Source organism: Pseudomonas sp. PSKL.D1, assembly GCF_028898945.1.
Classification (GTDB): domain Bacteria; phylum Pseudomonadota; class Gammaproteobacteria; order Pseudomonadales; family Pseudomonadaceae; genus Aquipseudomonas.
The window spans coordinates 1,350,001-1,376,335 of the sequence record NZ_CP118607.1 but is presented as its reverse complement, the minus strand read 5'-3'; the positions used below and the strand labels follow the sequence as shown (position 1 = coordinate 1,376,335).

Sequence of the window (26,335 nt, the reverse complement as noted above, 5' to 3'; positions counted from 1 at the left end):
GCCTTTAACGTTAAGCGAGTGGGCGGGCGACATTATGTTCGCCCGCGTGCCGCACCTACAACTCAATGCGCTCTACTTTGCCTACCAGCAGGATGTAGGACAGCGCACCGATCAGCGCCACCACCGAAATGTAGGTGATTGCCGGGGCGAACGAGTCACCACTGGCAAGGAAGCCAATCACGATGGGCGTCACGATTGCCGACAGGTTACCGATGAAGTTGAACACCCCACCGGTCAGCCCAAGCAGCCGGGCCGGGGCCAGGGTCGATACCAGCGACCAGGTGATCGACGCCAGGCCATTGCCAAAGAACGCCAGGGCGAGGAAGGCAATCACCAAGGGCGTGGACTCAACAAAGTTGGCGCCGATGATCGCCGTGGAAATCAGCAGCCCACTGATAATCGGCAGTTTGCGGGCAAAACCGACGCTGGCACCACGGCGGATCAGCCAGTCGGAGAACAGCCCCGAACACAGCACGCCAACGAAAGCTGCAAGAAACGGCAGCGACGCCAGCAACCCGGACTTGATGAAGTCCATGCCCCGGTACTTCACCAGGTAAGTCGGGAACCAGGTCAGGAAGAACCACAGGGTCGAATTCAGGCAGAACTGGCCCAGGTAGATGCCCCACAGCTTGCGCCGGGTCAGCACCACACCCAGGTCGGCCCAGCTGAAGGCACGCTTGGCCTTGGCCTGTTCGTGCTGCATGTCGACCAGCCCCCCGCCTTCGCGGATCAGCTCGATCTCGGCTTCGTTGGCGCCCTTGAAGTCCCGGGGCTCGCGATACACCGCGTACCAGATCACCGCCCACAGGATGCCCACCGCGCCGGTCACCACAAACACCATGTGCCAGCCGTACTGATGCTGCAACCAGGCCAGTACCGGTGTAAGGAACGCCAGGCCGACGAACTGCCCGGAGGTGTAGAAGCCGATAGCCGTGGCCCGCTCACGCTCGGGGAACCAGCTGGTGACCACCCGGCTGTTGATCGGGTAGGCCGGCGCCTCCAGTGCCCCCACGGCCATGCGCAGGACAAACAAGGCGATGAAGCTGCCGGCAAAGCCGAGCATCACCGTGGCAATCGACCACAACAGCAAGGCGGCGGTGTACAGGATGCGCGGCGGTACCCGGTCCACCAGCCAGCCGCCGGGAATCTGCATGGCGGCGTAGGTCCAGCCGAAGGCAGAAAAGACCAGGCCGACGTGAATGGGGTCGATGCCCAGGTCGCTGGTCAGGGCGGGCGCGGCAATGGACAGGTTGCTGCGGTCCAGGTAGTTGATCACCACGGTGATGAACAGCAACACCATGATGAAGAACCGCTTGCGGCTGGGCGCTGCCAGCGCCGCCTGCCCGGCCAAGGTGTTCGGTTGCATGGGGAGTACCTCTTGTTATGGTTGTTGAGGCCTTTGCAAAAACGCGGGTTCAGTGCCCACTCACCATTCGGCAAAGCTGCCGTCGGCATGGCGCCAGATCGGGTTGCGCCAGCGGTGGCCAATGGCGGCACGCTCGATCACGTACTCTTCGTTGATCTCGATACCCAGGCCCGGGCCGTTGGGGATTTTCACGAAGCCCTGGTCGTAGTCGAATACGCCTGGGTCACGCACGTAATCGAGCAGGTCGTTGCTCTCGTTGTAATGGATGCCCAGGCTTTGCTCCTGGATGAAAGCGTTGTAACAGGCCGCGTCCAGCTGCAGGCAGGCAGCCAGGGCGATCGGGCCCAGCGGGCAATGCAGCGCCAAGGCCACGTCGTAGGCTTCGGCCATGTTGGCGATCTTGCGGGTTTCGGTAATGCCGCCTGCGTGGGAAGCGTCCGGCTGGATGATGTCGACGTAGCCTTCACTGAGCACGCGCTTGAAGTCCCACCGCGAGAACAGCCGTTCACCCAAGGCAATCGGGGTGCTGGTCAGGGGAGCCAGTTCTTTGAGGGCTTCGTAGTTTTCGCTGAGCACCGGCTCTTCGATGAACATCAGTTTGTAGGGGTCGAGTTCCTTCATCAGGACTTTGGCCATGGGCTTGTGCACCCGGCCATGGAAGTCGACGCCAATACCGACGTTGGGGCCGACGGCATCGCGCACGGCAGCCACGTTGGCCAGCGCCTGCTCGACCTTGTCGAAGGTGTCGATGAACTGCAGCTCTTCGGTGCCGTTCATTTTCACCGCGGTAAAGCCACGGGATACGGCCTCTTTGGCGGCGCGGGCGGTGTCTGCCGGACGGTCGCCGCCAATCCACGAGTACACACGGATCTTGTCACGCACCTGGCCGCCCAGCAGGTCACTGACCGACACGCCCAGCGCCTTGCCCTTGATGTCCCACAACGCCTGGTCGATACCGGCCAGCGCGCTCATGTGCACGGCACCGCCACGGTAGAAGCCACCACGGTAGAGCACGGTCCAGATGTCTTCGATGTTGCGTGGGTCTTTGCCGATCAGGTAGTCGGACAATTCTTCAACGGCAGCAGCAACGGTGTGGGCACGGCCTTCTACCACAGGCTCGCCCCAGCCGGTCACGCCTTCATCGGTTTCGACTTTCAGGAAGCACCAGCGCGGCGGAACGATGAAGGTGGTGAGTTTGGTGATCTTCATTTTTATCTCTCTTGTTGGGGGCGGCGCTCGCAGCGCCTTGTTCGGCTTATCGAAGGGCTTGCCAGGCAGCTACATAAGCCTTGGCATTGGCCGCTACCTGCTCAGCCGACAGGCCGGGTTTGAACAGGCCGGAACCCAGGCCGAAACCGCGGGCACCGGCGTCAAAGAACGACTGCATGTTTTCGGGGGTAATGCCGCCTACCGGCACCAGCAGCGTGCCGGCCGGCAACACCGCCAGCCAGGCTTTCACCACGGCAGGCCCCATTTGTTCGGCAGGGAACAGCTTGAGTACGTCAGCCCCCTCGGCCAATGCCGCGAACGCTTCGGTGGGCGTGGCAACACCTGGCGCCAGCAACAGGCCTGCGGCTTTGGCAGCGCGCAACACCCGGACATCGCTGTGGGGCATCACGATCAACTGGCCACCGGCCTCTTTCACCTGCGCAACCTGCTCAGGCGTGAGCACGGTGCCCGCGCCAATCAGGCAATCGGCAGGCAAGCTGTTGCGCAGGATGCGGATGCTTTCATATGGCTCCGGGGAGTTCAGCGGTACTTCGATAACGCGAAAGCCGGCGGCGTAGAGGACTTCGCCCACGGCTGCCGCCTCTTGTGGCCGCAGCCCGCGCAGGATCGCGATCAGGCCGTTTTGTGCCAGTGCTTGTTCGAGCATGTCAGCGCTCCAGTCAGGGTCAATGGGTCAGGGAGGGCTCTACCAGGCCCGCGCTCAGCGCAAGTTGCCAAAGCCCGCGCTCGGTCGCCTGCTCTGCCAGGGTCACCTGCGCAAAGCCCAGGGCGTCGAGAACGCGGCTGTAGCGCGAACAGAGGCTGGCGTTTCCGATGAGCACGACGGCAGGCAGGTGAAGGCTGTTGCGTCGGCGCCGCTGGGTGGCGGCAAGCGCCGACAGTTCATGGCCGATCAACAGGCCGGACAGGTAATCCGGCTGGGCAGTGGCTGGCAGTTCGCCTGTCAGCCCCAGTGTTCGTGCGCTGAACAATGTGGAGAGCGGGCCGATGTCACCCTCGGCAGAGGTTGCAACCCGTACGCCCCGGTCGAATGCCTGCGCGTCAAACGCTGCACACTGTTGCTGGGTACGCCCCAGAATGCTGTGCTCGCAGAGGATGGCGAAGACCTCGCCGGTCATGAAGGTATCGAAACGCGTGATGCAGCCTTCGGCCACTTCGACCCATTTCGAATGGCTGCCCGGCAGGCCGATCAGTACATCTGCACTCGCGTCCTGCGCCAGGGATTGAAGTACACCCAGTACTTGGGTTTCTTCGCCGCGCATCACGTTCGGCAACTGCGAACGCTCAATGACGCCGGGCACGATGTGCACATCAGTGCCGCGGCGGCTGCGTACGGTCTGCAGGGAGGCGCCCAGTGTGGCGACATTGGCCGGGGTATCTCGGTAAGCCGCTTCACGCCAGCCCTGGGCGCTGCCGACCATGCCGCAGGCGATTACTGGCAGGCCGGGCTGCTGATCAAGCCAGTCGCCACAGGCCTCGTCGAAGGCCAGTTCAAACCCGTCAGTGCAGGGTTCGCCACCAATCAGCCGTGATGCCTTGGGCAATTGCATGATCCCCGAGCACAGCGAACGCTGGTCGAGCACCTGCCCGCCTGCAGCCAGTTTGTAGGCACGTAGTGAGGTTGTTCCCCAATCGAGCGCGATCAATTGCGCCTGCATCGCTTCACCTGTTGTGTTTTTGGCAGTGAGTGCGGGGGACTATAAACCTCGTTTTGGAAAATACCAATATGTAAGCATGCATCCCATATTATGGGATGCATGCCATTCAGGCTCAAGCTCGGTAACGCGACGCCACCTCGGCCTGGCGCAAGTCACCCATCAGCATCTGCCGCGCACCGTCCAGCGCAGCCCAGCGTTCGCCGTGGGCCAGTGGCGGAATGGTGATCGGCTCACGTCGGTCGTAACCGACCAATGCGGCATCGACCAGGTCTTCGACTTCCATCACCTCGGGCAGGGTATTGATGTCCAGCCCGGAGCGGGCCCAGATTTCCGTGCGGGTAGCGGCAGGCAGCACGGCCTGCACATATACGCCTTTAGGCCCCAGCTCCAGGGCCAGGCCTTGGGAGAGGAATTGCACGAAGGCCTTGGTGGCGCCATACACGGTCATGCCCAGCTCCGGCGCCAGCCCGACCACCGAGCCGATATTGACGATGGCCCCATTCCCCGCTTCGGCCAGACGCGGCGCAATGGCAGCGGCCAAACGTGTGACGGCGGTAATGTTCACGCCGATCAGGCGCTCCAGGCTTTCGGCATTTTGGGCCAGGAACCCGCCGCTCTGGCCGAGCCCGGCGTTGTTGATCAGCACGCCGATACTGGCATCGTCACGCAGGCGTGCTTCGACAGTGCCTAAAGCCTCGGCCTTATTGAGATCAGCGACCAACACATCGACAGTAACAGCAAACTGCTCGCGCAGCCTTGCAGCCAGGCTTTGCAAGCGTTGCTCATCGCGCGCTACCAACACCAGGTCATGGCCGCGCTGGGCAAAACGCTCGGCATAAGTGGCGCCGATGCCGCTGGATGCGCCGGTAATCAGAACGGTTGGCTGGGTACTCATGGGACTTTCCTCGGGGTGGATAGCGGTTGGTATGGCGCAATATTACGGCCATAATATTTTCAGGCAATAGTTCGAGGATGAACAACGTCGATGGAGGTTTTCACCGAAATTGATGTAATCGATGGGCTCGCACCACCAACAACGGCCAACCAGGCCGGCAACAGCGCGTCCTCCCCAAAAGCGCCACCATTAGCCAATAGTCGTAGTACATCCACAGCAAAATCCGCAATCCGCGCCGTAGAGCGTTCGACATGCATCCACACTCGAAAACCCGAGAAATATTCGCCAACCCGGCGAGTTTCCTGGCTTGACGGACCGCAAAAGGTTCGTCTTTAATCGCCATCGTTGTACGACAACACATAACAAAAACAACAATCAGTGGACGATCCCATGTCGACTTCAAACGCGCCCTACCCTCGCTCCGCCCGCATTTCCATGATACCCGCCCTGTTCGGTGCCAGCCTGCTGAGCACCATGCCAGGCATCAGCGTGGCCGAAGGCTTCATCGAAGACAGCAAGGCCACCCTGGGCCTGCGCAATTTCTACATCAACCGCAACTTCACCAACCCGGCCAACCCGCAGAGCAAGGCCGAAGAATGGACACAAAGTTTCATCCTCGACGCCCGCTCGGGTTTTACCCAAGGCCCGGTCGGCTTTGGTGTAGATGTGCTCGGCCTGTGGTCGGTCAAACTCGACGGCGGCGGCGGCACCTATGGCACGGCACTGCTGCCACGCCATGACGACGGCCGGCCAGCCGATGACTATGGGCGCTTGGCGGTGGCAGGCAAGGCACGCATCTCCAAGACCGAGCTGAAGATCGGCGAGTGGATGCCGGTGTTGCCCATTTTGCGCTCCGACGATGGCCGCTCACTGCCCCAAACCTTCCGTGGCGGCCAGATCACTTCCAACGAAATCGCCGGTTTGACCCTGTATGGCGGCCAGTTCCGCGGCAACAGCCCACGTAACGACGCGAGCATGGACGACATGAGCTATGGCGGCGCCCTGTCGGACCGCTTCAACTTCGTCGGCGGCGAGTACACATTCAACGAAAAGCGCACGCTGGTCGGGCTGTGGAATGCCGTGCTCAAGGACGTTTACGAGCAGCAATACCTGCAAGTGAGCCACAGCCAGCCAGTCGGCAGCTGGACCCTGGGCGCCAACCTGGGCTACTTCCATGGCGGTGAAGACGGCTCCGAGCGGGCTGGCAAGCTGGACAACGACACCTACTCGGCCATGCTCTCGGCCAAATACGGCGGCAACACCTTCTGGGTGGGCCTGCAGAAAGTCGACGGCGATACCTGGATGCGGGTCAACGGTACCAGCGGCGGCACGCTGGCCAACGACAGCTACAACGCAAGCTTCGACAACGCCAATGAGCGCTCCTGGCAAGTTCGGCACGACTTCAACTTCGTCACCCTGGGCATCCCGGGGCTGACCTTGATGAACCGCTACATCAGCGGCCGGGACGTGCACACCGGTGCAGTCACCGATGGCAAGGAATGGGTGCGCGAGTCGGAGCTGGCGTACGTGATCCAGAGTGGGCCCTTCAAGGACCTGAGCGTGAAGTGGCGCAACTCCTCGATCCGCCGGGACTTCAGCAACAACGAATTCGACGAAAACCGGCTGATTTTCAACTACCCGATTTCACTGCTGTAAACGCAGCATCTGTCACGAGCCCGTGACAAAAAAGCCAGCAACCCGACATTGACAGTACCCGACCCGGCTACCACTATTCAGCACGGTCATACGACAACTTACAACAATCAACAAAAAACGAGCTTGCCATGACTACCACACCGTTCAATCGCCTGCTGCTCACCGGAGCCGCAGGCGGCCTGGGCAAGGTGCTTCGCGAACGCCTGAAGGGGTACGCCGAAGTCCTGCGCCTTTCCGACATCGCACCCATGGCCCCTGCTGCAGGCCCCCATGAGGAAGTCGTCACCTGCGACCTGGCCGACAAGGCCGCAGTGCATGCGCTGGTCGAAGGTGTCGACGCCATCCTGCACTTTGGTGGCGTGTCGACCGAGCATTCGTTCGAGGACATCCTCGGCCCCAACATCTGCGGCGTATTCCACATTTATGAAGCGGCCCGCCAGCACGGGGTAAAGCGCATCATCTTTGCCAGCTCCAACCATGTGATCGGCTTCTACCGCCAGGATGAGCAGATCGACGCCCACGCCCTGCGCCGCCCCGACAGCTATTACGGCCTGTCGAAAAGCTACGGCGAGGACATGGCCAGCTTCTACTTCGACCGCTACGGCATCGAGACCGTCAGCATCCGCATCGGCTCCTCGTTCCCCGAACCGCAAAACCGCCGCATGCTCGCCAGCTGGCTGAGCTACGACGACCTGACCCAGCTGATCGAGCGCAGCCTGTACACCGCCGACGTCGGCCACACCGTGGTCTACGGTGCCTCCGCCAATCTCACCCAGTGGTGGGACAACCGCTACGCCGCCCACCTGGGCTTCGCTCCCAAGGACAGCTCCGAGCGCTTCCGCCCTGCCGTCGAGGCGCAGCCTGCCCCCGCTGCCGACGACCCCAGCATGGTCTACCAGGGCGGGGCGTTCGTCGCCGCCGGGCCGTTCAACTGACGCCAAGGGCCAAGGAGGTCCGCCATGCAATGTGAATTGATCGTCGATGCCCGCAACGCCACCGGCGAGAGCCCGGTGTGGCATGTGGCCGAGCAGGCCCTGTACTGGGTCGATATCCCGGCAGGCCAACTGCACCGCTGGCAGGACGGCCAGCACCAGGTGTGGCAAGGCAACGAAGCACTCGCCTGCATTGCCCGTACCGAGCACGGCTGGCTAGCTGGCATGGAAAGCGGCATCTTCCAGTTGCAAACACGGCCTGACGGGCGCCTGGCCAGCAGCCGCCTGTGCCCGGTCGAACATGCCCAGGCCGAGATGCGTTTCAACGATGGCCGTTGCGACCGCCAGGGCCGCTTCTGGGCCGGCACCATGCTGATGGACATGCAGCAAGGCGCCCATGTGGGTGCGCTGTACCGTGTGGATGGCGAAGGCGTGCTGCATCAGCAGCTCAAGGACATGATCGTGCCCAATGGCCTGGCCTTCAGCCCGGACGGCACGCGCATGTACCTGTCCGATTCACACCCCAACGTGCAAAAGATCTGGGCCTTCGACTACGACACCGACAGCGGCACCCCCTACAACCAGCGGTTGTTCGTGGACATGCGCGCGTACCCCGGCCGGCCGGACGGCGCCGCTGTCGACGCGGACGGCTGCTACTGGATCTGCGGCAACGACGCTGGGCAAATTCACCGTTTCACCCCCGACGGGCGCCTGGACCGCTCCTTGAGCGTGCCAGTCAAAAAGCCCGCCATGTGCGCCTTCGGCGGCGCCAACCTGGACACCCTGTTCGTCACCTCCATCCGCCCTGCCGGCGACCTTGCCGACCAGCCGCTGGCCGGCGGGGTGTTTGCCCTGCGCCCCGGCGTAAAAGGACTGGAGGAACCTGCCTGGCGCGGCTGACCGCTCAACCCCCGACACACACACGAAACCGGATAATAAAAACCACGGAGTTTCACCATGACCTTCAAACGCAAGCTGCTCCTTGCCGTACTCCCGTTCGCCTGCAGCCTCCCACTGAGCGCCTCGGCCCTGGATATCAAGTTCGCCGAAATCCACCCGGCCGGCTACCCGACCGTGGTCGCCGAGCAGAACATGGGCAAAAAGCTCGAAGCTGCCAGCAAGGGCGAAATCACCTTCAAGATGTTCCCCGGTGGTGTGCTCGGCTCGGAAAAGGAAGTGATCGAACAGGCGCAGATCGGCGCCGTGCAAATGACCCGAGTGAGCCTTGGGATCGTCGGCCCGGTGGTGCCGGATGTGAACGTGTTCAACATGCCGTTCGTATTCCGTGACCATGACCACATGCGCAAGGTCATCGATGGCCCGATCGGCCAGGAAATCCTCGACAAAATCACCAACTCCGAATTCAACCTGGTGGCCCTGGCCTGGATGGATGGCGGCACCCGCAACCTGTACACCAAGCACCCGGTGCGCAGCATCGACGACCTCAAAGGCATGAAGATTCGCGTACAGGGCAACCCGGTGTTCATCGACATGATGAACGCCATGGGCGGCAACGGCATCGCCATGGACACCGGCGAAATTTTCAGCGCCCTGCAAACCGGCGTGATCGACGGTGCCGAAAACAACCCGCCGACCCTGCTTGAGCACAACCACTTCCAGAACGCCAAGTATTACACCCTCACCGGCCACCTGATCTTGCCGGAGCCGGTGGTGATGTCCAAGACCACCTGGAACAAGCTTACCCCCGAGCAGCAGGAGCTGGTGAAAACCGCAGCCCGCGAGGCACAGATGGAAGAGCGCGCCCTGTGGGACGCCAAGTCCAGCGCCAGCGAAGAAAAGCTCAAGGCAGCCGGCGTGGAATTCATTGCCGTCGACAAGAAGCCCTTCTTCGACGCCACCGCCCCGGTACGTGAGAAGTACGGCGCGCAGTATGCCGACCTGATGAAACGTATCGCCGACGTCCAGTAACCCCGGCCCCGTTCCCTGATGACGCCTGCAGCGCGGCCCCCGCCGCCCTGCAGCTTCGGTGATGCCTATGAAAAATACCTTTCTGCACTTCAACGACGCGCTGTACCGCGCCTGCATCTGGGTGGCCGGCCTGTCGGTGCTGACCATGTCGCTGATCATCCCCTGGGGCATCTTTGCCCGCTACGTGCTCGGCACCGGCTCCAGTTGGCCAGAGCCTGTGGCCATCCTGCTGATGGTGGTGTTCACCTTCGTCGGCGCCGCCGCCAGCTACCGCGCCGGTGCGCACATGGCCGTGGCGATGGTCACTGACCGCTTGCCACCCGCCCTGCGCAGCGCAGCGGCGACGCTGGTGCAACTGCTGATGGTGTGCGTGTGCGTGTTCATGACCTGGTACGGCACCAAGCTGTGCATGACTACCTGGAACCAGTTTCTGGCATCGCTGCCGGGGGTGCGGGTGGGCATGACCTACGCGCCGATCCCTGTCGGCGGCGTACTGACCCTGATCTTCGTGCTGGAAAAACTCATGCTGGGCGACCAAAGCAACCGCCCGGTGGTGCGCTTCGACCTGGTTGAAGAAAACGAAGGAGCCGCATAAATGGATGCCCTGATTCTGCTCGGCAGTTTCATCCTGCTGATCCTCATCGGCATGCCGGTGGCCTATGCGTTGGGCCTGGCTGCACTGATCGGCGCCTGGTGGATCGACATCCCGCTGCAGGCGATGATGATCCAGGTGGCCAGCGGGGTGAACAAGTTTTCGCTGCTGGCGATCCCGTTCTTCGTGCTGGCCGGTGCGATCATGGCCGAAGGCGGCATGTCGCGCCGGCTGGTGGCGTTCGCCGGGGTGCTGGTGGGCTTCGTGCGCGGCGGCCTGTCGCTGGTCAACATCACCGCTTCGACCTTCTTTGGCGCCATTTCCGGCTCATCGGTTGCCGATACTGCCTCGGTGGGTTCGGTGCTGATCCCCGAGATGGAGCGCAAAGGCTACCCGCGCGACTTCTCCACGGCGGTAACCGTCAGCGGCTCGGTGCAGGCGCTGCTGACTCCGCCAAGCCACAACTCGGTGCTGTACTCGCTGGCCGCGGGCGGCACGGTGTCGATCGCCTCGCTGTTCATGGCCGGGGTGATGCCCGGGCTGCTGCTGAGCGCCGTGATGATGGGCCTGTGCCTGATCTTTGCGAAAAAGCGCAACTACCCCAAGGGCGAGGTCATCCCGCTGCGCCAGGCACTGAAGATCGCCGGTGAGGCACTGTGGGGCCTCATGGCCATGGTGATCATTCTGGGCGGTATTCTCTCGGGCGTGTTCACGGCCACCGAGTCCGCGGCGGTGGCCGTGGTGTGGTCGTTCTTCGTGACCATGTTCATCTACCGCGACTACAAATGGCGCGACCTGCCCAAGCTGATGCACCGCACGGTGCGTACCATTTCCATCGTGATGATTCTGATCGGCTTTGCCGCCAGCTTCGGCTACGTGATGACGCTGATGCAGATCCCGTCGAAGATCACCACCGCGTTCCTGACGCTGTCGGATAACCGCTACGTGATCCTCATGTGCATCAACTTCATGCTCCTGCTGCTGGGCACGGTGATGGACATGGCGCCGCTGATCCTGATCCTGACGCCGATCCTGATGCCGGTGATTACCGGTATCGGTGTGGACCCGGTGCACTTTGGCATGATCATGCTGGTCAACCTCGGCATCGGCCTGATCACCCCGCCAGTGGGCGCGGTACTGTTCGTCGGCTCGGCCATTGGCAAGGTCAGCATCGAGGCCACGGTGAAGGCGCTGCTGCCGTTCTACCTGGCGCTGTTCATGGTGCTGATGGCCGTAACCTATATCCCGGCCATTTCCCTGTGGCTGCCGAGTGTCGTGTTGTAAGGAGAGGCGTTGATGGCTGTGCCGTTGCTGCAATTGCAAGACCACCTGACCCAGCTGGAAATTGCCCCCACACTGGGCGCCAGCCTGGCCAACTGGCAAGTGCGTGCAACGGGCCAGCCCTTGCTGCGCCCTGCCGACCAGGCGGCCCTGGCCACCGGCAGCCCGCGCCGCCTGGGTTGCTACCCCTTGGTGCCGTGGTCCAACCGCATTGCCGAAGGTGGCATTGCCGGCCCGGAGGGTTGGCTGGCGTTACCGCCCAACACCGACCACGACCCCTACCCGATACACGGCAGTGCCTGGCAACAACCCTGGCAGGTGGAGCACCACAGCCAACGGCGCGCACGGCTGAGCTTGCACAGCCAGGTGCCATTCGCCTATCGGGCGACCCTCGATGTGCAGTTGCACGAGGGCTGCCTGAGCCTGGACCTGCACGTGACGCATCTGGATGCCCGGCCCATGTGGCATGGCGTGGGCTTTCACCCTTACTTCCCGCGCTATACCGACACGCAGCTACAGGTGGCGGCGCACCGCGTGTGGGTGGGTGATGAAGGGCAGTTGCCGTCACGGCTGGCAGACATTCCAGCCCCTTGGCGTTTCGATGAGCAAAAGGGCTTGCCGCCCCAAACCGTCGACCACGCCTTCAGCGGCTGGGCGGGCGGCTGCATCATCCAACAGCCGGGTTACGCGTTGCATTGCCATGCCAGTGGTGCCGAGCATTACCTGCTGTTTTGCCCGCAAGGGCAGCCGTTTTTCTGTTTCGAGCCGGTCAGCCACCCGATCAACGCCCACCATCTGCCAGGGCGGCCGGGCTTGCGGTTGATGCACAGGGAGGAAACACTGCACCTGCGCTTCAGCATGCGCTATCAGTCCAACTGCTGAGCCCGCAACTGCTGCGCCAGCATGTCGACAAACGCCCGCACCTTGGCCGAACCATACTTGCTCTCGCGGTGCAGCACGTGGATTGGCCAGGGCGCCTCTTCGTACTCGGCCAGGATGACCTGCAGCTGGCCGTTGGCGACCTCATCCACCACCTGATACGACAACAGCCGGGCGATGCCCAGGCCACCCACGGCTGCGGCAATCGCACCGTCGTTACTGGTCACCGTCAGCCGGGGTTTCATGCGTACGGTCGTAGGTTCATCGGCAATACCAAAGCGCCAGCCAGCGCGTGGTGACAGGTTGGTGGTGGCGATCACGGCGTGCTCGGTGAGGTCCGACGGGTGCCGGGGTATGCCGTTGCGGGCCAGGTAATCGGGTGATGCGCACAACATGCGCCGCACCTTGCCAACCCGCAACGCCTTCAAACCCGAATCGGGCAGTGGGCCGATGCGCACCGCCACGTCCATGCCCTCCTCGACCATGTTGACGATGCGGTCCAGGAAGTAGGCCGACACATCCACGTCCGGGTACTGCTGCAGATACCGCACGATGCAGGGCATGACGAACTTCTTGCCGAACAGGATCGGCGCAGTCACCGCCAGCTCGCCCTTGGGGTTGGCGTTGATGCCGGCAGCCGCTTCGTTGGCTTCAACGATGCTGGCAAGGATATGGCGGGTGTCTTCCAGGTAGCGGTTGCCGGCTTCGGTAAGGCGCACGCTGCGGGTGGTGCGCAGTAGCAGTTTGATGCCGAGCTGGTCCTCCAGGGCGCAGATGGCGCGGGTAACGGCGGCAGGCGAGATGTTCAAATGACGCGCAGCGGCGGCGAAGCTTTCCAGCTCGCCGACCGCGACGAAAACCTTCATCAGGTGGATCTGGTCCATGCCGGGTCCTGGGGTTGGGTTGGAAGGATGTGCGGGCTGTGCCCAGCCCGCATCATAACTCCAGCACCAGCGCCTGCCCTCCTTCTTCCACCAGCGCCGGCACTGCGCAGCAAATCAGCGCAGTACCGCTTTCGGGCAACTCGGCCGGCGGGTTCGGGTAGTGCACCTGCCCGCTCACCACCTTGGTTTTGCACGTGCCGCAAGACCCACCGCGGCAACTGAACTCCGGCGTCAGCCCGCGCGCCTCCGCCAACTCCAGCAACGTGCCGCCACCCGGCGCCCAGCGCGCCTCCTTGGCGGAACCTGCGAAGTACACCGGCACCGCCTCGGTGGCCGCCGGGGGCTGTTGCAGCACCGGGCGATCATCATCGGTGTGCCGCCGCAGCGTGGAGGGGCCGAACGCTTCGGCATGGATACGTGCATCCGGCACGTTCACCGAACGCAAGCCTTCATACAGGTCCTGGGTGAAGCTGGCCGGGCCGCACACGTAGAAGTCGTAGTCGTCCAGGGCGAGCGCGGCCTTGATTTGCGCGATATCCAACCGGCCAATGTATTCGAAGTCTCGGCCTTGCACGGCATCGGGTTCCGGCTGGCTGAGCGAGCGGTGCACTCGCAACTGTGTGCCGGCCTTTTGTTGCAACGCTGCCAACTCTTGGCGGAATGGCAAGTCGGCCAGACTGCGGGCGCCATGGAACAGGTGGATACGCCGCTGTTGCCCGCTGGCCAGGTGCTCGCGGAGCATGGCAATCAGCGGTGTGATACCCACCCCGGCCCCCACCAGCACGATGGGGCGCAGGCTTTCGCCTTTGAGGGTAAAGCTGCCGGTGGGCATGCGTACGTCAATCAGGTCGCCAACACCAATCTGCCCGTGCAGATAGTGTGACGCCGGGCCTTGGGCTTTGACACTGATGCGCAGGAAGCCATCCGATGGCGCGCTGGACAAGCTATAAGTGCGAACCAATGCGGTTTTGCCATCCTGAGGAATACGCACGGGTATGTGTTGCCCCGGCACGAAACTGACCGGCACGTGCGCTTCCAGGTAGAACGAGCGGATATCCCGGCTCTCCTGCTCCACCCGTGCCACTCGCCAGCCCTGCCACTGGCGCTGCTGTTCCCGCTGTTGCAAACGTTGATCGGCCTCGGCCCAGGTGCCAGTCGCCAGGCTGGTGGGGGCATATTCCTCGAAGGCCCAGCGCAGTGATACCCCGGCGCGGCGCAGCACCACGTGCTCGATGTCCAGCGTCCAGAGCCGCTCAGCGCCTTCGAAGGCCTTGATCGAAGGGTCTTCCAGAACTACCTCGGCGCCACCGGTCACTTGCAGCACGTCGCCGCTGCTGAAATCAACGAACAGCAAGCCGGCCACCGGGTTTTCCAGCAGGTTGCCCAAGGTATTGAAATGCAGGTTGCCAGCGTAGTCGGGAATGGTCAGGCGGTTGCCCTGTACCTTGACGAAACCTGGCCGCCCACCGCGGTGCGAGACGTCCACCGCACGCTGGCCATCTGCGTGGGTGACGTAGCTGGCAACGAAGAACGTGTCGGCCTGTTCGATCATGGCGGCCGTGGTCTCATCCAGCGCCACGGCATCGACACGCGCTTGCTGCGGCTCGTCGACCCGACGGTAATGCCGCAGCTGGATGTACTGTGGGCAATTGCCGAACGATTGCTGCACGCCAACCTCCAGTTGGCCACCTGCCACCTTGCGGATCAGCCCGTTCAGGCGGTTGCGGCGCCGTGTGTGCAGTTCGATGCCAAGCAAGCCAATGGCTTCACCCGCCGTAAGCCCCGGCGCCGCCGGGTCTTCACTCGCGATGCGGGCATCGATCAGCAGCCGTTGTGCATCAGGTGAACTGACGAAACCCTCTGGCCCTTCCAGCAGCGTCGCCCACGGTTTGCCATCAACATCCACCGCGCCCGCCACCATGAACGGCAACTGCTGGTAGAAGGTACGGTGCTGGTCTGGCATGTAGTCACGGATGACCTTGCGCCCGAATGCCTCCATGCGCTCAGCAACCCCAACTTGCTCCTGCAGCCGTTTTTCACCTGCGTGCCAGGGTGAATCGGTGTGTTCGTGCATGGCGGCATTCCTCAAAGGGTCAGAGAGTGGTCTGCAGGCCGATGACCGTGCGCGGCATCGGCACAAAGCCGGGCAATGCTTCGATCCGCGCCAGCCAGGCGCGCACGTTGGGGTAAGGTTCCAGTGATACGTTGCCCTCGGGGGCGTGGGCGATGTAAGAGTAGTTGGCTACATCGGCGATGGTGGCGTGATCCCCCACCAGGAAGGGCGACTTGGCCAGTTCGTCTTCGATGACCTTGAGCAGTGTGTGGGCACGGGCAATGACTTCATCGCTGTTGAAGGAGGCGCCGAATACCGTGACCAGGCGCGCAGCAGCCGGGCCGAAGGCCAGCGGGCCGGCAGCTACCGAGAGCCAACGCTGCACGCGGGCAGCGCCTGTTGGGTCAGTGGGCAACCAGCGCTCACCGTCATGTTTCAAGGCCAGGTACACCAAAATCGCATTGGAGTCGGCGATCACGGTGCCGTTGTCATCGATCACCGGCACTTGGCCAACGGGGTTGATCGCGAGAAATTCCGGCTTTTTGTGCGCACCTTTTGCCAGGTCGACAAACACGAGTTCAGTGGGGATATCCAGCAGCGAAAGCATCAGTTGAATGCGGTGAGCGTGGCCGGATTTGGGGAAGTGATAGAGTTTGATCATGGTCGTGGCTCCTGAAGGCACCGGGGTGGTGCCGATGGAGTAAAGACTGCGCTGATTCGGTTAACAACAGAATCCGTGCGCGGAGCAAACCATAATTTCGCCAGTCGAAATAATCGTTTGAATGCTGATGGAAAACACCAATTGCTGACAGCTTGCCATTACGCCTAGAATGCAACCCATTCTCAATAACAGCCCTCGCAGCCGCCATGCCTCCGGATCATGCCCCTGTCCAGCAGCTCTACCGCAGCCATCACGGCTGGCTGCAAGGCTGGCTGTATCGCCGGGTGCATGACCGTTGCGATGCGGCGGACCTGAGCCAGGACACTTTCGTAAAGCTGCTCACTCATACGCCACCTGCCGAACTGCGCGAACCCCGCGCTTACCTCGCCACCATTGCCCGCCGCCTGCTGCTCAACCTCTACCGCCGTCGCTCCCTTGAGCGGGCCTACCTTGAGGCCCTGGCCACATTGCCTGAAGACGATGCGCCCGGTGCCGAGCACCACGCGGCGATGCTGGAAGCACTGCATGCGGTCGATCAGGTGCTGGCACGGCTACCTGAAAAGGCACGCCGGGCATTTCTGCTGTCACAGCTTGAAGGGTACAGCCAGGAGCAGATTGCCCTTGAGATGGCCGTGAACGTGCGCACCGTGCAGCGCTGGTTGCTGCGAGCTTTTGAGGAATGCATCGTGCTGGCCTCGGAGCAGTGGCCATGAGCGCGCAGCCCGTATCACGCACAGTGGCGCAGCAAGCGGCGCGCTGGGTCCTGCAGTTGCAACAGGATGCCAGCGAGCAGCAACGGCTGGCGTGTGCAGCCTGGCGAGCGGCGGATGCCGAGCACGAACGTGCCTGGCAACTGGCAACGCGGTTCAGCGCTCAGGTACAGATGATCCCCTCCGACCTCGCCCGCGTCACCTTGCAGCGAAGCCGGCGCACCGCGCTGAAAGCCCTGACGTCCCTTGTAGTACTGGGCTCGCTCGGCGTGAGCCTGTCGCGCACGGGCGCGCTGAACAACCTGATGGCCGATGCCAGCACCGCCGTAGGCGAGCAGCGGCGGCTGACGCTGGACGACGGTACCGAGCTGCACCTGAACACCGACACGGCCGTCGACATCCGCTACAGCACCACTGAACGCCTGCTGGTGCTGCGTAAGGGCGAAGTGTACGTCAGCACCGGCAAGGACCCTCGCCCGTTGCTGCTGCGTTCCGGGCGGGCCGTGTTCATGCCGCTTGGCACGCGGTTCGTGGTGCGTCAATACGAGGGCCATGATGTGCTCAGCGTGCTTGAAGGCGCGGTGGCGGTTACGCCGAACCAAGCGGCGACACTACGCATCGAGGCTGGCCAATGGGCTTGGGTAAGCGAGCGTGAAGTTGGCCTGTTCGAGGCAGCGGCCGTCAGGGCGGATTGGGTAGACGGGGTATTGCGGGTTGATCGCATGCCGCTGGCGCAATTTGTCGGCGAACTGGCGCGCTACCGGCAGGGGTGGACCCGTTGTGCGCCGGAGGTGGCTGGCATTCGGGTATCGGGCACCTTCCAGCTGAATGACACTGATGCTGCCCTGGCAGCGTTGGCCATGGCATTTCCGGTACAGCTCAGGTATGTCACGCGGTATTGGGTGACGGTGGTTGCTGGTGGAGGGTGAGGCTTCAGTAAAAAAACTGAATGTCACGATGTCGTGTTTTGCCAGACGCCCGTGTCCTCTTCCTGACAACCCACTTTAACGCCGTCAGGAAGCCCCAATGCGTATCCGACTTACCTTGCTCGCCAGCCTTATCGCCTCACCCCTCGCCTGGGCCGAAGATCGCCATTACGCGATCCCCGCCGGCCCATTGGGCCAGGCCCTGGCCGAGTTCGCTGCCCAGGCGGGCGTGACCCTGCCGCTCGACCCGGCCATGGTCAACGACCTGCAAAGCCCCGGCCTGCAAGGCGACGTCGGCACCGCACAAGGCTTTGAACAACTGCTGCGCGGCACGCCGCTGGAAGCTGTCCCGCAAACCGGCAATACCTACACCCTGCGTCACAAGCCCACTTCTTCATCCTTGCATCTGGATTCGACCAACATCAACGGTTTGCACGACGCCCTCCCCTCCGCCATCGGCCCACTGCAAGGCTACAAAGCCTCGCACAGTAGCGTCGGCACCAAGACCGACGCCGCCCTGCGGGATATACCGCAATCCATCCAGGTGGTGCCGCGTCAAGTACTCGAAGACCAGCAAGCCACCAGCATGGCCGACGCCCTGAGCAACGTCAGCAGCATCCAGCGCGGCAACACCCATGGCGGCAGCGTGGAGAGCTTCATCGTGCGTGGTTTCCAGGGCACTACCTACGCCATCGATGGCGTACTGACCAACTCGCTGACGGTTCGCCCGGAAATCCTGACCGACCTGGCCGGTGTGGAGCGCATTGAAGTGCTCAAGGGCCCGGCCTCGGTACTGTATGGCCGTGGCAACCCGGGCGGCTTGATCAACGTCGTGACACGCCGGCCCAGCCTGGTACCAGAGGCGCAGTTCAAGGTGCAAGCCGGCTCCTACGACTACCAACGCGGTCAGGCCTGGCTGAGCGGTCCGTTATCAGCCGAGCACGGCTTGGCTGGCAGCCTGGCCATGGCCTACCAGACCGAGGGCAGCTTTCGCGACCTGTATCGCGACAGCCACCGCCGCCATTTCGCCCCGTCGCTGGCCTGGACCCCCAACGACCGCACCCGCCTGGATGCGGGCCTGGAATATACCGAAACCGACGCCCAGTATGACCGCGGCCTGCAAGTAATCGGGGACCGGGTCGATTCGCGGCACAAGGTGTTTCTCGAAGAGCCGTGGTCCCACAGCGACAGTGACAAGACTGCAGCCTGGTTCAAACTGGAACACGACCTCAACGACTGGTTGACCTTACGGCAGGTCACGCGCTGGGATCATTCCAACAAGAGCATGCTCAACATCTCCCAGCGCACACTGGAAAAGGACGGTTTCACCCTCACCCGCCGCGCCACCGACTTCGATGAAACCCAGCGTTCGCTCAGCGCCCAGTTCGAGGCGATTGCTCGCTTCACCACGGGCGGCCTGGGCCACCAGTTGCTGGCCGGGGTGGAGTCGGTCAACGGCAAGCGCAGCGTGACCATGTTGCGGGCAAACGTTGCCCCCCTGAACTTCTGGAACCCTGTGCATGGTGCCCAACCGGGCGCATTCAGTTTTGGTGAAGACTCGCGCTTTGATCAGGAAAGCTACGGCGTTTACCTGCAGGACCAGATCGACCTGAGCGAACAATGGAAACTGTTGCTAGGTGTGCGTTATGACCAGGTCAAGCAGCGCAACCGCAACTACACGGCAACGGGTGCTTACAACGACATCGATATTGACCCGTCCGACACTTCGCCACGCGCCGGGCTGGTTTACCAACCGACCGAACGCCTGGCGTTGTACGTCAGCTACAGCACCTCCTTTGCCCCGCAAAACCGCCTGACCCGCGACGGCAGCGTGCTCGACCCGGAAACCGGCAAGCAGTACGAGATTGGCGCCAAGTACGACGTTATTCCCGAGCGCCTGTCTGCCACTTTGTCGGCCTTTGAAATTCGCCGCGAGAACCTGGCTGCCAATGATCCGTTGGACAGCAGCTATTCGATTCAGACAGGGGAACAACGGGTGCGGGGTGTTGAACTGGACGTGAGCGGTGAGATCCGCGACGGCTGGAACGTGATCGGCAACATTGCGGTGCTGGATGCCAAGCTGGTGGAGGACACCCGCTATGAAGAAGGTAACCGGCTTGAGGGGGTACCGGTGGTCAGTGGGTCGCTCTGGTCGACTTATCAGCTGCAGGATGGCGCCCTGCAAGGCCTTGGCTTCGGCGCCGGCGTGTTCTTTGCGGGCAAACGTTATGGAGATCTGGCCAACAGCTACAGCGCCAGCGGTTACGGTCGGCTGGACATGAGCGTGTTCTACGACTTCGACGAGAACCTGCGGGTGTCGCTGAATGCGCGCAATGTGTTGGACAAGGACTACATCGAGACGATTGCCAGCTCGGGGAATTATGCCGGGGAGCCGGCTTCGCTGGTGGCGACGGTCAGTCTTGGGTTTTGAGTAGCCTGTGCTGGCCTCATCGCGGATAAATCCGCTCCTACATTATCAGCGCAACCCTGTAGGAGCGGATTTATCCGCGATGAGGCCAGCGACATTCCTACATAATCGGGCTCAGTGGCGCTGGTTTTGATAGCGGTACAAACCACGTGCCGCTTCAACCACCAGCGGCACGCATGCTTGGTGCTCATCAAAACTCATCGAGTCCAGCAGTTCAAAATTGTCTTCAAGACCATGCAGCGAAATAGCCTTGAGCAACTGATCCTGCTCGGGCGGCAATTCACCCCACTCAGCCACCTGAGTGCCGCGCATGTAACCGAAGCACCATTCTTCCAGGATGATCGCCGGGCCTTCCTCGCTTTCTTCGAACAGCGGTTCAAATGCGTCGAGGTCTTCGCCCAGCTCTTCAGCCACTTGGTGGGCGTAGCGCAGCATCAGCGCAGTGTAGGCTTCTTCCTGGGCCTGGCTCTTGAACTTGGGCACTTTGCCGCCTGCAACGGCAGGTAGCCACTGCTCAGGGGTTACTGTGATCGGGGAGCTGGCGAGAGCGGTGAAAAAGCCGTTGAGTTCGGCCAGGTTGAGCACCGAGTAATCGTTGCCATAGGTGATCAGCAGGTCTTCGAGGCGGTCGAGTTCTTTTTCGCTGAGCGCGGGGAGCATGTGCGGGTGTCCTGGGATGGAGATTTGCGTGCACCCTAGCACATTGTTTACAGCTACAAAGCATTCGCGGGGCAAGTCGGGGTGGCGTTGCGCCGCCCCGACTTGCCCCGCGAACAGGCCGTCAAGCCTTATACCGCCAGCGCGCGCTCACGCAGCTCGCTGTTGAGGATGCGGTCGTTCTCGCTGTAATCGACCGGGCAGTCGATCACGTGCACGCCTGGGGTCTTGATGCAGTGCTCAAGCAGCGGCAGCAAACCTTCGGCGCTTTCCACGCGGTGGCCATTGGCACCGTAGGCTTCGGCGTATTTGACGAAGTCCGGGTTGCCGTAGTCCAGGCCGAAATCGGTGAAGCCCATGTTGGCCTGCTTCCAGCGGATCATGCCGTAGCCGTCGTCACGCAGGATCACCACAGTGATGTGCATGCCAAGGCGTACTGCGGTTTCCAGTTCCTGGCTGTTCATCATGAAGCCGCCGTCACCGCATACCGAGATCACCGGGCGGTCCGGGTACACCAGGTGCGCGGCCATGGCCGATGGCAGGCCAGCGCCCATGGTCGCCAGGGCGTTGTCCAGCAGCACGGTGTTCGGCTTGTGCGCCTTGTAGTTACGGGCGAACCAGATCTTGTAGATGCCGTTGTCCAGGGCAACGATGCCTTCGGACGGCAGTACGCGACGGATGTCGGCAACCAGGCGCTGCGGGTAGACCGGGAAGCGATTGTCGTCGGCACCTTCAGCGATTTGGGTTTCGTTAGCTTCGCGGATGGTCAGCAGGCGGGTGAAGTCCCAGTGCGATGTGTCGCCCAGGCCTTCGGCGATCTGCCAAACGGCGTTGGCGATGTCGCCAATCACTTCAACCTGCGGGAAGTACACGGCATCGACTTCGGCGGAGCGGAAGCTGATGTGAATGACTTCGGTGCCACCACGAACCATGAAGAACGGTGGCTTCTCGATCACATCGTGGCCGATGTTGATGATCAGGTCAGCCGCTTCGATCGCACGGTGCACGAAGTCACCGGACGACAGCGCAGCGTTACCCAGGAAGCGCGGGTGACGCTCGTCGACCACACCCTTGCCCAGCTGGGTGGTCACGAATGGAATGCCGGTCTGGTCAATCAGCTGCTTGAGAACCTTGGCGGTCATCTTGCGGTTGGCGCCGGCGCCGATCACCAGGATCGGGCTGCGGGCGGTGCGCAGTTTCTCGATGGCGGCTTCGATGGCCACGTGCTCGGCCAGCGGGCGGCGGTGCAGGCTTGGCGGGATCGGCATGGCATCGGTCTGCTCGGCAGCGATGTCTTCCGGCAGTTCCAGATGCACCGCGCCCGGCTTCTCTTCTTCGGCCAGGCGGAAGGCTTCACGCATGCGCGACGGGATGTTGTCGGCGGAGGCGAACTGGTGAGTGTACTTGGTGATGGGGTCCATCATGCCGCACACGTCGATGATCTGGAAGCGGCCCTGCTTGGACTTCTTGATCGGCTTCTGGCCGGTAATCATCATCATCGGCATGCCGCCCAGGTAGGCGTATGCACTGGCGGTAACCAGGTTGGTAGCACCTGGGCCCAGGGTCGACAGGCTGACGCCGGTCTTGCCGGTCAGGCGGCCATAGGTAGCGGCCATGAAGCCCGCAGACTGCTCGTGACGGGTCAGGACCAGCTTGATCTTCGACTTGCGCAGGGATTCCAGCAGGTCGAGGTTTTCCTCACCAGGAATGCCGAACACATACTCGACACCTTCGTTTTCCAGGCATTGCACAACGACATCGGCGGCCTTGGCCATCTTGCTTCTATCCTCAAATGATAGGGCGGTAAAAGTCCAGTAATGCGCAGCACGGTACGCTGGCATCGCTCTGTCCGGGGGCCAGGAGTGCCCCGAACTCAAGCCTTGACGTAGAGAAGGCGTGAGAAAGTCACGTCATTATGACGGGAATATTGTCGCACCCCGTAATATTTTTAATTAATCGATGCGAGAAGAATTTTTATCCAGAAAAGACAAAACCCCTACCTGCTCGCGCAGATAGGGGTTTTGCGAAATGAATCTTGACGATGACCTACTCTCACATGGGGAAACCCCACACTACCATCGGCGATGCATCGTTTCACTACTGAGTTCGGGATGGGATCAGGTGGTTCCAATGCTCTATGGTCGTCAAGAAATTCTGTTGCCAGAATGTCCAGCTGGACAGCCTAGCGAATTCGGATATGCGATTTGTGATGTTGCGAATCTTCGGGTCTTTCGTCTTCACCACCACAATTTGGCGCTTCTTTTCAGAGGCCTGCGCAAATTGCTTGGGTGTTATATGGTCAAGCCTCACGGGCAATTAGTATTGGTTAGCTCAACGCCTCACAGCGCTTACACACCCAACCTATCAACGTCGTAGTCTTCGACGGCCCTTTAGGGGATTCAAGATCCCAGTGAGATCTCATCTTGAGGCAAGTTTCCCGCTTAGATGCTTTCAGCGGTTATCTCTTCCGAACATAGCTACCCGGCAATGCCACTGGCGTGACAACCGGAACACCAGAGGTTCGTCCACTCCGGTCCTCTCGTACTAGGAGCAGCCCCTCTCAAATCTCAAACGTCCACGGCAGATAGGGACCGAACTGTCTCACGACGTTCTAAACCCAGCTCGCGTACCACTTTAAATGGCGAACAGCCATACCCTTGGGACCGGCTTCAGCCCCAGGATGTGATGAGCCGACATCGAGGTGCCAAACACCGCCGTCGATATGAACTCTTGGGCGGTATCAGCCTGTTATCCCCGGAGTACCTTTTATCCGTTGAGCGATGGCCCTTCCATACAGAACCACCGGATCACTAAGACCTACTTTCGTACCTGCTCGACGTGTTTGTCTCGCAGTCAAGCGCGCTTTTGCCTTTATACTCTACGACCGATTTCCGACCGGTCTGAGCGCACCTTCGTACTCCTCCGTTACTCTTTGGGAGGAGACCGCCCCAGTCAAACTACCCACCATACACTGTCCTCGATCCGGATAACGGACCTGAGTTAGAACCTCAAAGTTGCCAGGGTGGTATTTCAAGGATGGCTCCATGAGAACTGGCGTCCCCACTTCAAAGCCTCCCACCTATCCTACACAAGCAAATTCAAAGTCCAGTGCAAAGCTATAGTAAAGGTTCACGGGGTCTTTCCGTCTAGCCGCGGATACACTGCATCTTCACAGCGATTTCAATTTCACTGAGTCTCGGGTGGAGACAGCGCCGCCATCGTTACGCCATTCGTGCAGGTCGGAACTTACCCGACAAGGAATTTCGCTACCTTAGGACCGTTATAGTTACGGCCGCCGTTTACCGGGGCTTCGATCAAGAGCTTCGCTTGCGCTAACCCCATCAATTAACCTTCCGGCACCGGGCAGGCGTCACACCCTATACGTCCACTTTCGTGTTTGCAGAGTGCTGTGTTTTTAATAAACAGTCGCAGCGGCCTGGTATCTTCGACCGGCGTGGGCTTACGCAGCAAGTGCTTCACCCTCACCGGCGCACCTTCTCCCGAAGTTACGGTGCCATTTTGCCTAGTTCCTTCACCCGAGTTCTCTCAAGCGCCTTGGTATTCTCTACCTAACCACCTGTGTCGGTTTGGGGTACGGTTCCCAGTTATCTGAAGCTTAGGAGCTTTTCTTGGAAGCATGGCATCAACCACTTCGTCGCCTAAAGGCAACTCGTCATCAGCTCTCGGCCTTGAGATCCCGGATTTGCCTAAGATCTCAGCCTACCACCTTAAACTTGGACAACCAACGCCAAGCTGGCCTAGCCTTCTCCGTCCCTCCATCGCAATAACTGGAAGTACAGGAATATTAACCTGTTTTCCATCGACTACGCTTTTCAGCCTCGCCTTAGGGACCGACTAACCCTGCGTCGATTAACGTTGCGCAGGAAACCTTGGTCTTTCGGCGTGCGAGTTTTTCACTCGCATTGTCGTTACTCATGTCAGCATTCGCACTTCTGATACCTCCAGCAAGCTTCTCAACTCACCTTCACAGGCTTACAGAACGCTCCTCTACCGCATCACCAGAGGTGATACCCGTAGCTTCGGTGCATGGTTTGAGCCCCGTTACATCTTCCGCGCAGGCCGACTCGACTAGTGAGCTATTACGCTTTCTTTAAAGGGTGGCTGCTTCTAAGCCAACCTCCTAGCTGTCTAAGCCTTCCCACATCGTTTCCCACTTAACCATGACTTTGGGACCTTAGCTGACGGTCTGGGTTGTTTCCCTTTTCACGACGGACGTTAGCACCCGCCGTGTGTCTCCCATGCTCGGCACTTGTAGGTATTCGGAGTTTGCATCGGTTTGGTAAGTCGGGATGACCCCCTAGCCGAAACAGTGCTCTACCCCCTACAGTGATACATGAGGCGCTACCTAAATAGCTTTCGAGGAGAACCAGCTATCTCCGAGCTTGATTAGCCTTTCACTCCGATCCACAGGTCATCCGCTAACTTTTCAACGGTAGTCGGTTCGGTCCTCCAGTCAGTGTTACCTAACCTTCAACCTGCCCATGGATAGATCGCCCGGTTTCGGGTCTATACCCAGCGACTAAACGCCCTATTAAGACTCGCTTTCGCTACGCCTCCCCTATTCGGTTAAGCTCGCCACTGAATATAAGTCGCTGACCCATTATACAAAAGGTACGCAGTCACCTAACAAAGTAGGCTCCCACTGCTTGTACGCATACGGTTTCAGGTTCTATTTCACTCCCCTCTCCGGGGTTCTTTTCGCCTTTCCCTCACGGTACTGGTTCACTATCGGTCAGTCAGTAGTATTTAGCCTTGGAGGATGGTCCCCCCATGTTCAGACAAAGTTTCTCGTGCTCCGTCCTACTCGATTTCACTGGCAAGAGATTTTCGTGTACGGGGCTATCACCCACTATGGCCGCACTTTCCAGAGCGTTCCACTAATCTCAAACCAGCTTAAGGGCTGGTCCCCGTTCGCTCGCCACTACTAAGGGAATCTCGGTTGATTTCTTTTCCTCAGGGTACTTAGATGTTTCAGTTCCCCTGGTTCGCCTCTTGCACCTATGTATTCAGTACAAGATAACCAGCTTATGCTGGCTGGGTTCCCCCATTCAGAGATCTCTGGATCACAGTCTGTTTGCCGACTCCCCAAAGCTTTTCGCAGGCTACCACGTCTTTCATCGCCTCTGACTGCCAAGGCATCCACCGTATGCGCTTCTTCACTTGACCATATAACCCCAAGCAATCTGGTTATACTGTGAAGACGACATTCGCCGAAAATTCGCATTTCGCTCATTACTGAGCAGAACTCACAAATTTTACCTTAGCCTGATCCACCAGCAGTGAAACTGGTGTTCAGTCTATATCTATCACATATCCGAATTTTTAAAGAACGATCTGACAAAAGTCAGAAATCAACATTCAAACTGAATGTTCATTTCTGAGTTCTGACCAGGAACATCATTAGACCCACGCAGGGCCTAAGTCGCCTTTACATCTGAATCAAGCAATTCGTGTGGGAGCTCATCAGCAGGCTGATGTCGTCGATTAAGGAGGTGATCCAGCCGCAGGTTCCCCTACGGCTACCTTGTTACGACTTCACCCCAGTCATGAATCACACCGTGGTAACCGTCCTCCCGA

At 60.8% G+C, this 26,335-nt stretch carries 20 protein-coding genes and 3 rRNA genes (1 of these 23 cut by a window edge); 10 read left to right on the top strand and 13 right to left on the bottom strand.

The annotated features are described in order from the left end of the window. Window positions 1-55 precede the first annotated feature (55 nt). From PVV54_RS06060 to PVV54_RS06040, 5 genes are all read right to left on the bottom strand, one after another. Window positions 56-1,366: an MFS transporter gene (locus PVV54_RS06060; RefSeq protein ID WP_274909065.1), complete on the bottom strand. Its 1,311-nt coding sequence runs from the start codon at window positions 1,364-1,366 to the stop codon at window positions 56-58. A 60-nt stretch (window positions 1,367-1,426) separates the two neighbouring features. After that, the gene (gene dgoD, locus PVV54_RS06055) at window positions 1,427-2,575 is read right to left on the bottom strand and encodes a galactonate dehydratase (RefSeq protein ID WP_274909064.1); all 1,149 of its coding nucleotides are present in this window, start codon (window positions 2,573-2,575) and stop codon (window positions 1,427-1,429) included. 46 nt (window positions 2,576-2,621) lie between these two features. Further along, on the bottom strand, window positions 2,622-3,242 hold the full coding sequence (locus tag PVV54_RS06050; protein ID WP_274909063.1) for a 2-dehydro-3-deoxy-6-phosphogalactonate aldolase: 621 nt from the start codon (window positions 3,240-3,242) through the stop codon (window positions 2,622-2,624). A gap of 19 nt (window positions 3,243-3,261) precedes the next feature. Beyond that, window positions 3,262-4,254, bottom strand: coding sequence for a 2-dehydro-3-deoxygalactonokinase (locus PVV54_RS06045; RefSeq protein ID WP_274909062.1), 993 nt, complete (start codon window positions 4,252-4,254; stop codon window positions 3,262-3,264). 112 nt (window positions 4,255-4,366) lie between these two features. Further along, the gene (locus PVV54_RS06040; protein WP_274909061.1) at window positions 4,367-5,149 is read right to left on the bottom strand and encodes an SDR family NAD(P)-dependent oxidoreductase; all 783 of its coding nucleotides are present in this window, start codon (window positions 5,147-5,149) and stop codon (window positions 4,367-4,369) included. A 435-nt stretch (window positions 5,150-5,584) separates the two neighbouring features. Between PVV54_RS06040 and PVV54_RS06035 the strand changes: the two genes are divergently transcribed. The 7 genes from PVV54_RS06035 (at window position 5,585) to PVV54_RS06005 (ending at window position 12,421) form a co-directional block, all read left to right on the top strand. Further along, on the top strand, window positions 5,585-6,805 hold the full coding sequence (locus PVV54_RS06035) for an OprD family porin (RefSeq protein WP_274910393.1): 1,221 nt from the start codon (window positions 5,585-5,587) through the stop codon (window positions 6,803-6,805). 128 nt (window positions 6,806-6,933) lie between these two features. After that, window positions 6,934-7,740, top strand: coding sequence for an NAD-dependent epimerase/dehydratase family protein (locus tag PVV54_RS06030; protein ID WP_274909060.1), 807 nt, complete (start codon window positions 6,934-6,936; stop codon window positions 7,738-7,740). 24 nt (window positions 7,741-7,764) lie between these two features. Next, window positions 7,765-8,637 carry a glucurono-1,5-lactonase gene (locus tag PVV54_RS06025; protein ID WP_274909059.1) on the top strand — a complete coding sequence of 291 codons (873 nt, stop codon included), beginning with the start codon at window positions 7,765-7,767 and terminating at the stop codon, window positions 8,635-8,637. 57 nt (window positions 8,638-8,694) lie between these two features. Then, window positions 8,695-9,666 carry a TRAP transporter substrate-binding protein gene (locus PVV54_RS06020; RefSeq protein ID WP_274909058.1) on the top strand — a complete coding sequence of 324 codons (972 nt, stop codon included), beginning with the start codon at window positions 8,695-8,697 and terminating at the stop codon, window positions 9,664-9,666. A gap of 67 nt (window positions 9,667-9,733) precedes the next feature. Continuing rightward, on the top strand, window positions 9,734-10,261 hold the full coding sequence (locus PVV54_RS06015; RefSeq protein WP_274909057.1) for a TRAP transporter small permease: 528 nt from the start codon (window positions 9,734-9,736) through the stop codon (window positions 10,259-10,261). Further along, window positions 10,262-11,542 carry a TRAP transporter large permease gene (locus PVV54_RS06010; RefSeq protein ID WP_274909056.1) on the top strand — a complete coding sequence of 427 codons (1,281 nt, stop codon included), beginning with the start codon at window positions 10,262-10,264 and terminating at the stop codon, window positions 11,540-11,542. 12 nt (window positions 11,543-11,554) lie between these two features. Continuing rightward, on the top strand, window positions 11,555-12,421 hold the full coding sequence (locus tag PVV54_RS06005) for an aldose 1-epimerase (protein ID WP_274909055.1): 867 nt from the start codon (window positions 11,555-11,557) through the stop codon (window positions 12,419-12,421). On the opposite strand, the gene PVV54_RS06000 is transcribed toward PVV54_RS06005, so the two are convergent. Genes PVV54_RS06000 through PVV54_RS05990 form a run of 3 tightly spaced genes read right to left on the bottom strand, consistent with a single transcriptional unit; the run spans window position 12,406 to window position 16,016 of the window. Continuing rightward, complete coding sequence (locus tag PVV54_RS06000) at window positions 12,406-13,302, bottom strand: LysR family transcriptional regulator (RefSeq protein WP_274909054.1); 897 nt, start codon at window positions 13,300-13,302, stop codon at window positions 12,406-12,408. The two genes, PVV54_RS06005 and PVV54_RS06000, sit on opposite strands and share 16 nt — an antisense overlap. 52 nt (window positions 13,303-13,354) lie before the next feature. Continuing rightward, entirely contained in the window at window positions 13,355-15,376 is a 2,022-nt protein-coding gene (locus PVV54_RS05995; RefSeq protein ID WP_274909053.1) for a pyridoxamine 5'-phosphate oxidase family protein, read from the bottom strand. A 19-nt stretch (window positions 15,377-15,395) separates the two neighbouring features. After that, the gene (locus PVV54_RS05990) at window positions 15,396-16,016 is read right to left on the bottom strand and encodes a glutathione S-transferase family protein (RefSeq protein WP_274909052.1); all 621 of its coding nucleotides are present in this window, start codon (window positions 16,014-16,016) and stop codon (window positions 15,396-15,398) included. A gap of 206 nt (window positions 16,017-16,222) precedes the next feature. Between PVV54_RS05990 and PVV54_RS05985 the strand changes: the two genes are divergently transcribed. The 3 genes from PVV54_RS05985 to PVV54_RS05975 all read left to right on the top strand — a co-directional run bounded on the left by PVV54_RS05985 (window position 16,223) and on the right by PVV54_RS05975 (window position 20,083). Next, complete coding sequence (locus PVV54_RS05985) at window positions 16,223-16,729, top strand: sigma-70 family RNA polymerase sigma factor (protein WP_274909051.1); 507 nt, start codon at window positions 16,223-16,225, stop codon at window positions 16,727-16,729. Continuing rightward, window positions 16,726-17,655 (top strand): FecR domain-containing protein, encoded by a 930-nt coding sequence (locus PVV54_RS05980; RefSeq protein ID WP_274909050.1) that lies wholly within the window; start codon window positions 16,726-16,728, stop codon window positions 17,653-17,655. Before PVV54_RS05985 ends, PVV54_RS05980 begins: the two co-directional genes overlap by 4 nt. Before the next feature lie 97 nt (window positions 17,656-17,752). Beyond that, a complete protein-coding gene (locus tag PVV54_RS05975; protein WP_274909049.1) occupies window positions 17,753-20,083 on the top strand; it encodes a TonB-dependent siderophore receptor in 2,331 nt (776 codons plus the stop codon). A gap of 111 nt (window positions 20,084-20,194) precedes the next feature. On the opposite strand, the gene PVV54_RS05970 is transcribed toward PVV54_RS05975, so the two are convergent. The 5 genes from PVV54_RS05970 to PVV54_RS05950 form a co-directional block, all read right to left on the bottom strand. After that, complete coding sequence (locus PVV54_RS05970) at window positions 20,195-20,740, bottom strand: UPF0149 family protein (RefSeq protein ID WP_274909048.1); 546 nt, start codon at window positions 20,738-20,740, stop codon at window positions 20,195-20,197. Between the two features lie 128 nt (window positions 20,741-20,868). Then, window positions 20,869-22,512, bottom strand: a complete 1,644-nt coding sequence (locus PVV54_RS05965; RefSeq protein WP_274909047.1) for an acetolactate synthase large subunit — start codon at window positions 22,510-22,512, stop codon at window positions 20,869-20,871. Window positions 22,513-22,770: 258 nt separating this feature from the next. Beyond that, window positions 22,771-22,886 (bottom strand): 5S ribosomal RNA (gene rrf / locus PVV54_RS05960). Window positions 22,887-23,032: 146 nt separating this feature from the next. Then, a 23S ribosomal RNA gene (locus tag PVV54_RS05955) occupies window positions 23,033-25,924 on the bottom strand. 319 nt (window positions 25,925-26,243) lie between these two features. After that, a 16S ribosomal RNA gene (locus tag PVV54_RS05950) occupies window positions 26,244-26,335 on the bottom strand (it continues 1,445 nt past the right edge of the window). Together the 16S, 23S and 5S rRNA genes form the textbook arrangement of a ribosomal RNA operon.